Source organism: Alkalimarinus coralli (assembly GCF_023650515.1).
In the GTDB taxonomy this organism is placed as follows: Bacteria; Pseudomonadota; Gammaproteobacteria; order Pseudomonadales; family Oleiphilaceae; genus Alkalimarinus; species Alkalimarinus coralli.
Window position 1 is genome coordinate 1,947,886 of record NZ_CP096016.1, and the last position, 14,805, is coordinate 1,962,690.

Here is a 14,805-nt window from a genome sequence, read left to right on the forward strand (position 1 = left end):
GCTACAGTTGAAACCTCTCTATGCTACCCGCTGTGGCTTACTTCGCTGATTTTTTAATTGCTTTTAACAACTTTCTGCTTTTAACTTTCATACTGTTTAAAAGCCTGAGCTGTTCATTTTTGTCATCTGTACGGCTGTACTGTAAGTAATTAAAGCAGCGGGAGATGTAAGCCAGGCTCTCTTTTTGCTCAGGAAACCTCTCCGCCAAGCGGTCAGTAAACTGATTAGGTGTTTCGCCTACCTCTCGTGTCATACCGCTTTTCTCAGCAGCCTTGCAAAAGCGCTCGAATTCTAACACGACTTTATTCACTGGGCCTCGTTTTTTATCCGCACTCAAAACCCAAAATGCAATGCCGATAACCAGGCCTGCCACTAGCGTCATAATTAGCGCCAGCGTTTGAAATGTAACCGCACCAAACCAGCGGCTTAAAAAGTTTAATTGTGTTTGACCATCATAGCCCACCACCCATTTTTGCCAATTGTAATTTACCGAATCCAGCTTCAATCTCATCCAGCGAATCACACCAATTTGATTATATCGCGCTGACGAGAACGCGCTGCCTGATAAAAAACTCCCCTCTTCCCGAACCGCTTGTTCCAGGCCATTTTCTATCCTTTCAGGCGCAACCATAGCAGTTGGGTCGTATCGAACCCAGCCAGCATCATCACTCCAAACCTCAACCCATGCGTGGGCATCATACTGATGCACTATTAGATATCCCTCTTGTTCATTTACTTCCCCACCTTGATAACCCACAACGACTCTAGAGGGTATTTTGGCAAGCCTCAGCATGTAAACCAGACTGCCAGCATAGTGAGAGCAAAACCCTTTTCGAGTGTTGAACAAGAAGTCATCAAAAAAGTCGCTATTCGTTAGCGGGGGTTTAAGTGTGTAGTAAAAAGGCTGCACTCTAAAATAGGACATTAGCCGTTGAATCAGGAAAGATTGGCTCACCCTTTGATTCAAAAGTTCCGTAACGAACAACCGTGTTTTGGGGTTACCCGATAATGGAAGCTGTAAATATCGCCTCCGTTCATCTCTACTCAAAGACCTGGCCTGCGTCTTGCCGAGGGGCGCACCTAGAGCTCGATCACCAATATTAGGCGCTTCATACGATAGCCTGTATCGCGTAGGCTGAATAATATTGTTCTTAAAACGAACAAAACCTCGTTCATTAATATAAATATTGTTTGATGCGACATCGGACGACGCAAGGGCATAACCCCACCTATTGTTCGTTGGCTCAATTAAAATATCATAGCTGTTTTTGCCTTTGGTGTTAGTCGTTCGCACCTCATCTAACCGCCCGAGGAAGCGCCCAGAAATAAGTTCACTGCTGCGCCAAGTATTTCCTTCCAGCAAATCCAGCTCCAGACCACGCCAATAAAGTTGGCTTCGCGGGGGGGCTTCTCCTGTAAACTCTATTCTGAATGCGCGTGCAGCAGACTGTGTTAATTCGGCAATTTCACCCGGAGACATCGAGTCACTGATACCAGTCTGGGCTTTTCCGGTTGATAACGGAATACTCCACAGCGGCGCAATTCGAGGGAAAAATACAAAGATGGATATAACTAAAGGCACAGAAATAACTAGCAACTTGGATAGCTCAAACACCCTCACCCTACTGGGTACATTCAATCTACCTTTATGCAGTGAAAACAAAACCGATAAAACAATACATGTAGCAAACAGTTGGTATAGCGCGGTCAAAAACGTTTGTGAGAATAAAAACTGACATGCGCAGAGGTAAAGCAAGATAAATACAAACAGGTAACAGTCTTTTGTGAACTTCACCTCTATCAGCTTGAGCGATACAGCAAGCACAAAAAATGCGACGGCACTCTCTACGGTATACTGTTGGCGATAAGTTAAATAAAAAGCGCCTATCGCAATCAGCACTAACAGCGTTTTAACGCTCGAATTAGGAAAGCTGAGCCAACCTCTGAAAATACTAGCCCGCCATAATGCAACGCCTACAGAACATACAACTAGCCAAGCCTCAATATTAGCGTAATGAGGCAGCATTACCGATAAAAAGGCAATCATCAACAGAAACAAAGAGCCGCGTGGTATAAGCGGAGCGTTGCCTGTTTGGTTTGATGTTTTTTTCTCAACCGAATTAATCATATTTACCTTTGCATGAGGCTTGCCTGCACGCAGTTTTAACTTATCACGGCACTAGCGCAAGCGCTCTCAAGCAGGACATTTTATGCTCATCTCCCTGTGAAGGCTCAATAACCCCACCGGGAAATACCATTCCAAAACTCTGGCCTTTGCTGCTATAACTGAGCACATCATGACATAGATAGCTCAGCCTTTGCTCCTTATCACCACTCACATAGTCCTTGTAATTTAGCCAGCGAGTCGATGAAGTTAACCCGTCAAACTCTTTCACATAGAGCTCTCCTTTTGCAGCATAGTGCTTCCAAGCTATTCGGCTGGGTGCATCGCCAACAACATAATCACGCAATCCTGCAAGCTCGTCTTCCCCTTTACAGTGTATGCCAGCATCGGTCTCGTCTCCCTGTACCGCGTCCGAAGGCGCTCTTATCCCTTCATTCGGTATAGGAAAATTTAATGCACATGTCTCAAACTCCAGCCACGTCCATGCCCTAATTAAACCCAAAGGGTAAACCGTCTCTATCTTAATCCGCCCCAGCGAAACAAGCCCCCTATGTTCAGATAGCTTGGACAGTACAAGCGATGCCACCTCGGCTGCTGATACATCAACTTTCTTCGTCGGCTGCCCAGGAACAACAAAACCTAAAGACTCACAGTACTGGCTTGGCTTGGTTTTCAACGTAAATGTATAAAATGAATCTTCATTAGCAAAATTCTCGCTCGCCTTTACCAGCGATACTTGAAGTCCAGAAAGGTTTTTAAAACACAAGATTATTGAAAGAATGAACAGCGCACCAAGGAAGAAAACAAAAAGGTAAATCAAACTACTCTGGTAGTTGATCGCAGTTAAAAGCAGCAGAGCCAGTAAACAGGCATAAAGCCCCCCTTCCTTAGTTGGAAATATATATACATTTTTGTGGGTTAGCACCTTCATATCTGATGGGGGGCTGCGCCTGGCGATCCATTGAAAGAACTTCGTTCGCCACCACTTTTTAATATTGCTACTCATTAATATTGCTACTCATTAATACTGCTACTCATTAATACTATTTCTCAATCTTATTACTCAATCCAATAAACATAATAAAGTCATCACTTTACTACACAAGCGTAGTTTCTTTACGATTAATAACAAAATATGATAAATGGGCACTTGAAAATCAATCAAATAAGCCAAATACTGATAACTATCGGGAGATACGTGATCCAAAAACAAAAAGCAGTCGGGCTGTTTAGCGGCTGTAGTGTCTCAAGTTACTCAAACCACAAAAAGAGAACTCTCATGACTATCAAAACATCATCAATCGCCACTCAAGCAAGACCAAGAGCGTTTGCTACTGGCAGTGCTGTTTTGAGTATCACAGCACTCGCGGCCCTTTTATCGGTCAATGTATCCGCTGATGTTAAGTCCCTTACCAGTTCTGAGCTTACTGAGACTTACATAAAAGACTCAACGATTATCGTAACCCCTAAGAAAAAGAAAAAGGAAGCGCAGAAAAAATCCTTAGGAAGCATTACCATTTCACCTGGTGAGCCCGAAAAAACAGAGGAAGAAGAACTGTTAGAGTTCGAACAAGCCGTTTATGAAAATGACGCCCAAACCATTGGCGCGATTCTAAACACCGAAGAACAGTTAAGAGAACTGGCTTTTTCTACTTCAGGCCCCCAGATAGAAGCCCTTCGGCCCAAGGTTCCTGACATCGAAATTCCATATAACACACCTCCGGAGTTTGAGTTTATTGATATCACCCAAAACTTCACTTACGCCCCGGTTGGCAATGATCTCGGCCTCAGCAGAAATGAAGACCAGCTGACATTTTCTATTGGCAATCTGCCAGGCGTCAATACCATCAATATCCCTCAAGGTATCAACGAAGGGCCAGTACTTCTGGTGCCGCGACAAGGCGGCGGGTTTGATCTGACGATTGATATACCGCAGAATTAACTAAACCCATAGACTATGGCCATGAACCAGCATGGCCAAATCCGCTCAATTTAAGGCTTTCCTTCTAACATTTTTCTCCGAAATACTCCCGGCATAACTAAACAAAAGCTCACCCCATCAGCTAATACGTTGCCACCAATGTTTTTTTTAATGTGAACCAATGTTAATTTCATCAATATATTGGTAGCTGAATGTAAGCGTATTTAATACCATTTTAATAAATACCCGTTCATATGCTTTATATTCATTTCATAAATGGAGTTTATTAATGAGATCGATTTCTCGTTGTGCCATATCGCTAGTTTTGTTGGCGGCCCTCTCTTTTATAAGCGCCTGTAGCGAGACTAAAAGCGCAGACACGCCTCGCATACTCGGCAACCCTCCAGAAATTGCATATATTGACGTTCTCTATGAGCACGAATTTGGCGCAGACGGAGGAGATAATATACTAACCTACCGAATAGTAGATGCTCCATCCTGGCTAAACATTGAAAGCATAAACGGCGTAAAACCTTCATTCAGAATCTACGGCGTACCAAAGCTGGATGAGTCAGAGAATTTTAACACCTATGAAGAAACGCCATTCGACATCACTCTGGAAGTCAGCGATGGCGCTAGAAGCCAGCAGTTCACGTACACTGTCACACTTCAAAAAAACAAAGTAGACTTCTCCATCGCAACAGTAGAGGTTAATGAGGGGAAGCAAGCAGAAGCTATAGCAGCAGGTGTGTTTGATGAACAGTGTAAGATTCCCCCACTGGCACCCAAAACCGTTAACGGCAAAACGGCATATCCACTCCCGATCTTTGTATCAATGGCACACCCTTCGGAGTCTGACGTTACATTGAGAGTTGCGCTTACAACGGCTTTTAATGAACTTAAAGATGACAGAGACCCCTCCAATATTCGAAGCGCTAAAGAGAACGAAGATTATGTCAGCGAAGATCGGTTTGTAACGCTTAAAGCCGGCGTTCAGACCTGCCTATTTACAGTAGACATATTGGATGATGACATTATTGAAGGGGGAGAAGCTTTTGATCTCACTTTGATAGAGGCTACTGAAGGTCTCGTTGAGCACGAGAGGCCAGGTAAATCTAAAGTCACAATTACAGATAACGAACCCAGCGTCACGTTTGAAGGCGAAGATATCATTCTGACTGAAGGAGAAACCAGTAAGGTATACGATGTTGTTTTATCAAAAGCCGTCGACTACCCGGTTGTCGTCAACGTATTTGCTGACAAAACATCTACCGCCACAGCAGATGATTACACCTTATCTGCCACTACACTTACCTTTCCGCCATCAAACACAAAACAGTCATTTTCAGTCGCCATACTAGACGACGGCGATAACGACGCAGGAGCCACCACAACAACAAAAGACGAAACTGTCGTTATAAAGACAGATGTCTCAGACATATTTGAGCAACCTCCTCTCAAAATAACCATAAACGAATGGGATACACTCACTCAAAGTGCAATCTCAACAAACAACAGACAATCACACGCACTTATTACTGATAACGATGGTAATGTCATCGTGCTAAACAGCGTAAACAACGCCACAAAGGATGTTGAGATCGTTTATTATGATCGAGGTGGCGTCTCAAAAGCATTTAGTGCTACCCCGTCAGACAGTGATATCGCATCAGCTGATCCGGCAGATGAAACCCCTGTTGCCATTGACTACAAGCTTAGCGGCAATTTTAACGAGCTTGCTGTGCTGATTGAAACCGAAGGAACCCTAGGAGCAAGCCATAAGGGAAATAAGGATGTTTATTTGCGAAAATATAGCCGAAAGGTTGGTAACGCCTTATACAGTAAATCATGGGACATACAGATTGGCACCGCGTCAGACGATGTACCTAAAGGTGTATTTATTGACCCTCAGGGAAGCGTGCTCGTATACGGATATTCTGAAGGTACTTTTTCAGCCGACAATACGAACAAAGGAAATCGAGACGCGTTCATCGCTAAGTTCGATGCCGATGGCAATGAGCTTTGGACAACGCTCATCGGCACTCCTCAGGAAGATATCGCCACCGGCGTGAGCTTTGTAGGCACATCACTGATAGTTGTTGGCACAACAAAAGGTCAACTTGATGGCCCAGGAATTGGCGGCACGGACGGGTTCATAGCCACACTAAACGATGACGGAACCACCAAGAGTGTTCACCAGTTTGGAACCATATACTCTGACGAAGTTGTAGGGCTGACAAGCTATAACAACCTTCTGAGAATAGCGGGTCAGAGCAAAGGCGATGTTGTACCACCAAACAATGAAACAACCATCCCACCAGACACCGCTAAAAATTCTATCGACGCTTTTTATATCACCTTTAATACGGCCTACTCGGTTATTAACGCGACAATGTGGGGTGACGACTCAGCACCAGAAGAAACTTCAACAGTGACAAACCTCACAGATAAATCATTTATTGGAGGACTCACTAGCGGAGTGCTTACAGACCAGACATCCAAGGGCGGTATAGATGCCACACTGGTTAGTATTGACTCAAGCTCAATCAACAATGATCTCGCATGGCAGTCTCAGTTTGGAACAGGTGGTGACGATAAAGTTGTTTCAATAGATGTCTATGGCAAAAACAAAATTATGGTGCTATGGGAATCAAATAACGGCGGGGTGATTAGTTATAATATATCTCCTTTCAGTACAAGCGGAGAGAATCTTCTCGATTAAGTAGCCTTGGCTAGTTTTGTTGCCAATATTTAACCCGCTGAAATAGGTGCTTATGTTAAGTACCTATTTCACAACACACAACACACAACACACAACACACAACACAAGAATATCATCAAGCATCCGCAGTTCAGTTCAACCCGATTCAGCTCAATTCAAACATCTAACTAACAACGCCATAGCGTTAGCGCTAACGCCCTCCCGTCCAAGCCTAAAATCTCTTGTGTAAGAAACTATAAATGAGGAATACCAGAAGGAGGCAATTTCTGCACTCCACCCTTCTGGTATTAGCGGGTCACACAAACTTAATGGCCGTATATTTCTAATGTAGAACCGTTTAGCTTAAGGTCATTCACATACACAGAGCCTATCGATGCGCCGCCTATATTAATCGTCGGCAACACGATATCCGCCTCAAACTGAACTACGTCAAACTTAAGCCCTTTGCTGCCTTTATAAATATTTAGGTTAACCGGCATCATTAAGTCTGAAACGCCGTAGCTATTAACCTCCATATTTTCGATATAACCCGTCCCTGCAATGACCGCATCTTCGATACCAATCCCCAGAAATTCGATCTCGGTATCCAGGTCATCAATACCAAACCCTGCCTGCAGGTTTATCACACTGGATGCTTCATCTATCCGAATCTTTAGCTCTGAAGCAACCCCCGTAAAACTTAGATTGGACAGCAATGTGGTATGACTTGTTCCGTTTGACTGCATCAATCGCCAAGCACCTGTAGATACGCCAAAGTCAACCAGGTTGCCGTATGCTGGCAGCGGCTTGGCCACAATCCACAAATCACCATCATTGGCAACATCAATATCCAGCTTAATGCCATCCAGCATATCGCCGGAGTGAGAACCGGGCCCCCAGTCAATACCGAAGTACTCCTGTTTGTTTGCTCCCCCTATCAGAATATCCTCAATGGCTATGCTGCCTCCATCGGTATAGCGGAACTCACCCATTTTTACCTTTGCACTTAAATCAATGGATATACCCGCCTGCCCTGTCACCTCACCCAGCAAACCATCATCAAGCGGTTTAATCTCCGCGTATGACACGACAGGCAAAATGGAAAGTGCAGAAACAAGCAGCTTCTTTTTTAAATCCATCATAATTTTCCTTTTTTTATTTATGAGAGACCTTTGCACGACGTGACGAGCGAAGCAAAGACAAGGCAAAAAATGAAGAAAAAGCGCAGCTTATGTGTAATAAGTCTCGGTCGACTCTGGAGAGCGCACAATTTTGAGTCATTTTTTAACGCTGTATTTGTAAGCGCAGTAGTCGTGCTAAGGTCTCTATGACTTACTTAATGATCACCCTCTCTCTACCTCATTACTCCCCTATACAGTAATAAAGAGCGGGCAACCCCATAAGTTCTGACAACCAATAAAACCGGTTTCGATTTAACCTTACAACCAAAAAAAAACCACCCGACAAGGGTGGTTTTTTCTTATACCAAAGATGGCTCGATCTTAGTGACCGTAAACATCCATAGTCGCTGTAACTTCAAGATCAGTGATGTAAACACTACCGATTGAAGTTCCGCCGATGTAGATATCTTCCATATCCATATCTGCAGAGAAGTCTTTAACGTCTACGAATAGACCTTTAGAGCTAGCAGAAACAACCGCTGCTGCGTGTGCGTAACCAGCAGTTGCCAGCTTGTTAGCACCACGGCTGTTGTTCATAGCGAAACGACCGATTTCAACATCCATGAAGTCAAACTTCATCGCGTTAGCTGCTGCGTTTCCAGCTACACCACCAGCAACCTGGAAGTATGCGCTAACTGCAAGCTTTGAAGTATCTTCGTCGATGATGATATCAACAGGACCGATCTTACCCGCTAGCTCGATACCAGAAACCAATACAGTGTTTGCTGCAGCGGCTGGCGCTAAAGGATCAACACTTGAACCAACAACGTAGTCACTCTTACGTAGAGCCACTTCACCCAACGTCATACCGAAGTCAACGCCGTCAAACTTCTCAGATCCTGCAACAGAATCGTCATAGCCGTTAGTTGTTCCCAAGTGGATAACCAGGTCACCATCAGCAATTGCGCCGTCTGCTGCACCAGTAGACGTCTCAAGAAGATCAGCAATTGAAGTTACGTCAGCAGCTCCACCATTGCTACGGTGAAGAGCATAAGCACCGATAGCTGCTTGCTGTGTAGCGTCAGTAGTTTGTGCTGCCAAGTCAGCAAGACCCGTCGCTGGAGAGTCAGCGATGTAGTCATTAACCTGTGCTTCTAGACCGAATTTGAAATCAGCGTTTGATTCACCAGCACCAGCAACATCGATGTAGATAGTGATGTTGTCTAATACAGTGTTTGCACCTACTGCTGCGCCTGCTGCAGTGATACCAGCACCACCTAATTTCATGTCAGTCATTGAGATGAAACCGCCATCTTTGTACGCGATCTCACCCACTTCTACGTTTGCAGTCAAATCGATAGTCAAACCTGCTTGACCAGTCATTTCACCCATAACGCTGTCGTCTAGCGACTTAAGTTCTGCTTGTGCTCCAGCTGAGATAGCTGCGATAGCTGAAACTAATGCAATTTTTTTCAGGCCTTTCATTTTATTCTCCTTACAAGAATTTAGATTGTTTTTGTTATTTAATATAACACCGCCCGGCGTTTTTTTATTATGCCGTTTGGTTGATAGTCATTCTACGTAGCTTATTGTTAACTTCCGTGAAGATTGTCACAGTTTGTTACTTAATAAAAAGTCAATGTATGGCTATATCGACATGGTTCACAAAGACTTAATGACCGTATATTTCTAATGTAGAACCGTTTAGCTTAAGGTCATTCACATACACAGAGCCTATCGATGCGCCGCCTATATTAATCGTCGGCAACACGATATCCGCCTCAAACTGAACTACGTCAAACTTAAGCCCTTTGCTGCCTTTATAAATATTTAGGTTAACCGGCATCATTAAGTCTGAAACGCCGTAGCTATTAACCTCCATATTTTCGATATAACCCGTCCCTGCAATGACCGCATCTTCGATACCAATCCCCAGAAATTCGATCTCGGTATCCAGGTCATCAATACCAAACCCTGCCTGCAGGTTTATCACACTGGATGCTTCATCTATCCGAATCTTTAGCTCTGAAGCAACCCCCGTAAAACTTAGATTGGACAGCAATGTGGTATGACTTGTTCCGTTTGACTGCATCAATCGCCAAGCACCTGTAGATACGCCAAAGTCAACCAGGTTGCCGTATGCTGGCAGCGGCTTGGCCACAATCCACAAATCACCATCATTGGCAACATCAATATCCAGCTTAATGCCATCCAGCATATCGCCGGAGTGAGAACCGGGCCCCCAGTCAATACCGAAGTACTCCTGTTTGTTTGCTCCCCCTATCAGAATATCCTCAATGGCTATGCTGCCTCCATCGGTATAGCGGAACTCACCCATTTTTACCTTTGCACTTAAATCAATGGATATACCCGCCTGCCCTGTCACCTCACCCAGCAAACCATCATCAAGCGGTTTAATCTCCGCGTATGACACGACAGGCAAAATGGAAAGTGCAGAAACAAGCAGCTTCTTTTTTAAATCCATCATAATTTTCCTTTTTTTATTTATGACTTACTTGATGATCACTCCTCTCTAAATCATTACTCCCCTATACAGTAATAAAGAGCGGGCAACCCCATAAGTTCTGACAACCAATAAAACCGGTTTCGATTTAACCTTACAACCAAAAAAAAACCACCCGACAAGGGTGGTTTTTTCTTATACCAAAGATGGCTCGATCTTAGTGACCGTAAACATCCATAGTCGCTGTAACTTCAAGATCAGTGATGTAAACACTACCGATTGAAGTTCCGCCGATGTAGATATCTTCCATATCCATATCTGCAGAGAAGTCTTTAACGTCTACGAATAGACCTTTAGAGCTAGCAGAAACAACCGCTGCTGCGTGTGCGTAACCAGCAGTTGCCAGCTTGTTAGCACCACGGCTGTTGTTCATAGCGAAACGACCGATTTCAACATCCATGAAGTCAAACTTCATCGCGTTAGCTGCTGCGTTTCCAGCTACACCACCAGCAACCTGGAAGTATGCGCTAACTGCAAGCTTTGAAGTATCTTCGTCGATGATGATATCAACAGGACCGATCTTACCCGCTAGCTCGATACCAGAAACCAATACAGTGTTTGCTGCAGCGGCTGGCGCTAAAGGATCAACACTTGAACCAACAACGTAGTCACTCTTACGTAGAGCCACTTCACCCAACGTCATACCGAAGTCAACGCCGTCAAACTTCTCAGATCCTGCAACAGAATCGTCATAGCCGTTAGTTGTTCCCAAGTGGATAACCAGGTCACCATCAGCAATTGCGCCGTCTGCTGCACCAGTAGACGTCTCAAGAAGATCAGCAATTGAAGTTACGTCAGCAGCTCCACCATTGCTACGGTGAAGAGCATAAGCACCGATAGCTGCTTGCTGTGTAGCGTCAGTAGTTTGTGCTGCCAAGTCAGCAAGACCCGTCGCTGGAGAGTCAGCGATGTAGTCATTAACCTGTGCTTCTAGACCGAATTTGAAATCAGCGTTTGATTCACCAGCACCAGCAACATCGATGTAGATAGTGATGTTGTCTAATACAGTGTTTGCACCTACTGCTGCGCCTGCTGCAGTGATACCAGCACCACCTAATTTCATGTCAGTCATTGAGATGAAACCGCCATCTTTGTACGCGATCTCACCCACTTCTACGTTTGCAGTCAAATCGATAGTCAAACCTGCTTGACCAGTCATTTCACCCATAACGCTGTCGTCTAGCGACTTAAGTTCTGCTTGTGCTCCAGCTGAGATAGCTGCGATAGCTGAAACTAATGCAATTTTTTTCAGGCCTTTCATTTTATTCTCCTTACAAGAATTTAGATTGTTTTTGTTATTTAATATAACACCGCCCGGCGTTTTTTTATTATGCCGTTTGGTTGATAGTCATTCTACGTAGCTTATTGTTAACTTCCGTGAAGATTGTCACAGTTTGTTACTCGCCAACAAAATAAAAGAATCAAAGATCTTATTCGTTCACACACTTGATAACACTTTACTGTTTCGAGCCCTTTGACTCAGCCTCTGACTTAACAAATATTTTTGGCGGAAACTCTTTTTCACCGGAGTTGCCGTAAATAATTGCTCCATTGACCACCTCATACTCAATAGCCCTGGCCACAGCAACACCTGGTAAGTGCTCAAGCTCGACAACAATTTTGCTACTGGGAGAACCGTCTGGCTTAGTGTCTTCAAGGATATAATAAACAGCACTTGCAACAATCTGCTCTTTTACTGCATTAACATGGAGTGTTTTTCTAATTGCGGGCAACGCCAAATTTGGTGGTGGCAGTTTTTCCGGTTCTACACCCACATCAGCCCATACATAGCGAACTTTACCTCCCCCAAACAAAGCCGCACCAAATGGGTAAAACTTACCATCTTTAGCGAGTTTCTCTTTAGCTTTAACCAAACTCTGCGCCATCAGGTAGTTCATATTATTAAAGGCTGTTTTTTTAACATCTTCAGTAATACCGAGCTCTAACGCTTCTTCTGCATTCACCAAGAAGGTAAAGGAAGAAAAAACCATTACAATCATAAATTTAAAAAACTTGTTATTTTTAATACGCACCAGCAACACCTTCAAACCATTGATTTAAGACAGTAAGGAATGTACGAAAAACGAAATATAGTTTCAACGTAAATAGTTAACAAAAATAGATACAGCCCCCAAAAATAGATTAAATACTCTATTTAAATCCCTGATAACTACACCAACATGCACGCACAAGCCAACACTTACACCAACTTCAAACACTCAAACCTATCACTGCAATTCGCTTTCCACTAAAATACGCCTTTTTCTATAGCGGCTCTTTAAGCATGGTTTACAAAAGCACCATTATCCTTCATCAATATAAACCGACAGACACAGCCCTTCGCATGCTTGAAGAGTTAGGAGGGATTGCATGTTTGTCAGGCAGATGGGGTCAGCCGGATATAAGTGACAACTTTGAAATTATCACGGCGGCCCCTTCTATAAAGCTAAAAGAGGATCAACAATACCTTTATATAGAGGATAACAACGGGACAACAAAAACCACCAAAACCACCAAAACCAATGGCATTGAATGGCTAAAGGATAGCCTAACGGCCACTTCGTCACAGTTAAGGGGCACCACATCAGAGTTCAATATTCCGACCGTTTTCGGCTTCATTGGTTACATGGGGTACAACTATAACGCTGACCAGAATAAAAAGCCGGACACGATGTCAAACACAACAACCCCTAATTTTTGTGGCGGTATATATCAGTGGAATCTAATTAACGACATAGAGAACCGTACAACTTATCTGGCATTTCACCATACCTGCCCCCCCCAATTACGAGAAAAGCTTACATCCATCTTTTATACGGGTTCAGACGACTCTCTTGCACCTTCTAGTGCGCCTGCTACCAAATTTAAGTTACTGTCCCGGTTTAAGCCCAGCAATAGTTTTAAAGAGTATCAGCAAGCGTTTGACCGCATCCGTCAATATATTGTTCAAGGCGATTGCTACCAGATAAACTATTCACACCGCCATGCGTCAAATTATCAAGGCAACCCGGCAGAGGCATATGCGGCCCTTAGTAAGTCCTTAAATACCCCCTATTCAGCCTATTTAGACTTTAATGACCATCAAGTTCTAAGCTTTTCACCCGAACGCTTCATTAAAGTAGACGGGGACGAGGTAGAAACCAAACCCATAAAAGGGACTCGCCCCAGAGGAATATCTGTAGACGAAGACCAAAACCAAATAGATGATCTAAAAAGAAGCACGAAGGATCGAGCCGAAAACCTAATGATTGTCGACTTATTACGAAATGACTTAAACAAAACCTGCCTACCAAACAGCGTTAAGGTTCCAGAGCTGTTTAAAATTGAGACCTACCCTAATGTCCATCACCTTGTTAGCACTATTACAGGCCGTAAGCCCTCAAACACGTCGCCCGTTGAAGTGTTAAAGCAAGCGTTCCCAGGCGGTTCGATAACGGGCGCCCCTAAAATAAGAGCAATGGAGATTATTGACGAACTCGAAACACACCGTCGCAGCATTTATTGCGGATCAATTTTTTACTTGGGGTTTGACGGAACCATGGATAGTAATATTTGCATACGCACATTGTTGTGCAAAGACAGCAACATCTATTGCTGGGGGGGAGGTGGAATTGTTGCTGACTCACATTGCGAAGATGAGTATCAGGAATCGATTACAAAGGTTAAAAACCTAATGGATGAACTTGAGAAAATGAGCGGATTACGCTGATCAAAAACAACCCGTCAAGCATTAACAAAGCAGGTTGGAAATTTAAACCTGCTTTGCCATGCCACACTAAAACCAAGGCTTAGCTATGCACTTCACTTGCTTTTAGAAATTCTGCTTTTAAATCTTCATACTCGTGCACAGCAGGAAACTGCGGGAACTCGTCAATCACATTTTGTGGCGACTTAAACAAAATACCTGCCTCAGCCTGCTTGAGCATCGTTGTATCATTATATGAATCGCCCGCTGCTACCACTCTGTAGTTAAGAAGCTGGAATGCCCTTACCGATTGACGCTTCGGATCTTTCTGTCTTAACAAGTAGTTAGTGATTTTTCCTTCTTCATTGACCTCTAATTTGTGGCAAAGCAGCGTTGGATGGCCAAGTTTAGCCATAAGAGGCATAGCAAACTCGTAAAATGTGTCAGATAGAATAACAACTTGGTACTTGGTGCGGAGCCAATCTAAAAACTCTTTTGCCCCAGGTATTGGATCTAACTCACCAATAACCTCTTGAATGGCTGGCAACCCATAACCGTGTTCATCGAGAATTCGAAGCCGCTGCTTCATCAATACGTCATAATCAGGGATATCTCGGGTCGTTGCCTTAAGCTCTTCAATTCCTGTTTTTTCTGCAAAGGCGATCCAAATCTCAGGGATTAGCACCCCTTCTAAATCAAGGCAAGCGAGTTCCACATTAGACTCCAGT

The 14,805-nt window shown here is 43.8% G+C and carries 11 protein-coding genes; 3 read left to right on the forward strand and 8 right to left on the reverse strand.

Features of this window, described 5'->3' with window-relative positions:
- Positions 1–37: 37 nt before the first annotated feature.
- Together MY523_RS08635 and MY523_RS08640 are read right to left on the reverse strand one after the other, a co-directional pair.
- Positions 38–2,128, reverse strand: a complete 2,091-nt coding sequence (locus tag MY523_RS08635; RefSeq protein ID WP_250658378.1) for a transglutaminase TgpA family protein — start codon at positions 2,126–2,128, stop codon at positions 38–40.
- Positions 2,129–2,171: 43 nt separating this feature from the next.
- The gene (locus MY523_RS08640; RefSeq protein WP_250658379.1) at positions 2,172–3,131 is read right to left on the reverse strand and encodes a DUF58 domain-containing protein; all 960 of its coding nucleotides are present in this window, start codon (positions 3,129–3,131) and stop codon (positions 2,172–2,174) included.
- 273 nt (positions 3,132–3,404) lie between these two features.
- Between MY523_RS08640 and MY523_RS08645 the strand changes: the two genes are divergently transcribed.
- Positions 3,405–4,067, forward strand: a complete 663-nt coding sequence (locus tag MY523_RS08645; RefSeq protein WP_250658380.1) for a hypothetical protein — start codon at positions 3,405–3,407, stop codon at positions 4,065–4,067.
- A gap of 268 nt (positions 4,068–4,335) precedes the next feature.
- Positions 4,336–6,768, forward strand: a complete 2,433-nt coding sequence (locus tag MY523_RS08650) for a Calx-beta domain-containing protein (RefSeq protein ID WP_250658381.1) — start codon at positions 4,336–4,338, stop codon at positions 6,766–6,768.
- 305 nt (positions 6,769–7,073) lie between these two features.
- On the opposite strand, the gene MY523_RS08655 is transcribed toward MY523_RS08650, so the two are convergent.
- The 5 genes from MY523_RS08655 to MY523_RS08675 all read right to left on the reverse strand — a co-directional run bounded on the left by MY523_RS08655 (position 7,074) and on the right by MY523_RS08675 (position 12,425).
- Positions 7,074–7,889 (reverse strand): DUF6160 family protein, encoded by an 816-nt coding sequence (locus tag MY523_RS08655; protein WP_250658382.1) that lies wholly within the window; start codon positions 7,887–7,889, stop codon positions 7,074–7,076.
- 360 nt (positions 7,890–8,249) lie between these two features.
- Positions 8,250–9,353, reverse strand: a complete 1,104-nt coding sequence (locus MY523_RS08660) for a DUF6160 family protein (RefSeq protein WP_250658383.1) — start codon at positions 9,351–9,353, stop codon at positions 8,250–8,252.
- 187 nt (positions 9,354–9,540) lie between these two features.
- Complete coding sequence (locus MY523_RS08665; RefSeq protein WP_250658382.1) at positions 9,541–10,356, reverse strand: DUF6160 family protein; 816 nt, start codon at positions 10,354–10,356, stop codon at positions 9,541–9,543.
- A 193-nt stretch (positions 10,357–10,549) separates the two neighbouring features.
- Positions 10,550–11,653, reverse strand: a complete 1,104-nt coding sequence (locus MY523_RS08670) for a DUF6160 family protein (RefSeq protein ID WP_250658383.1) — start codon at positions 11,651–11,653, stop codon at positions 10,550–10,552.
- A 196-nt stretch (positions 11,654–11,849) separates the two neighbouring features.
- Positions 11,850–12,425, reverse strand: coding sequence for a hypothetical protein (locus MY523_RS08675; RefSeq protein ID WP_250658384.1), 576 nt, complete (start codon positions 12,423–12,425; stop codon positions 11,850–11,852).
- 251 nt (positions 12,426–12,676) lie between these two features.
- Here MY523_RS08675 and pabB point away from each other — a divergent pair, with 251 nt between their 5' ends.
- Entirely contained in the window at positions 12,677–14,101 is a 1,425-nt protein-coding gene (gene pabB, locus MY523_RS08680; RefSeq protein WP_250658385.1) for an aminodeoxychorismate synthase component I, read from the forward strand.
- A 79-nt stretch (positions 14,102–14,180) separates the two neighbouring features.
- On the opposite strand, the gene thrH is transcribed toward pabB, so the two are convergent.
- Positions 14,181–14,792 carry a bifunctional phosphoserine phosphatase/homoserine phosphotransferase ThrH gene (gene thrH, locus MY523_RS08685; protein ID WP_250658386.1) on the reverse strand — a complete coding sequence of 204 codons (612 nt, stop codon included), beginning with the start codon at positions 14,790–14,792 and terminating at the stop codon, positions 14,181–14,183.
- Positions 14,793–14,805 lie beyond the last annotated feature (13 nt).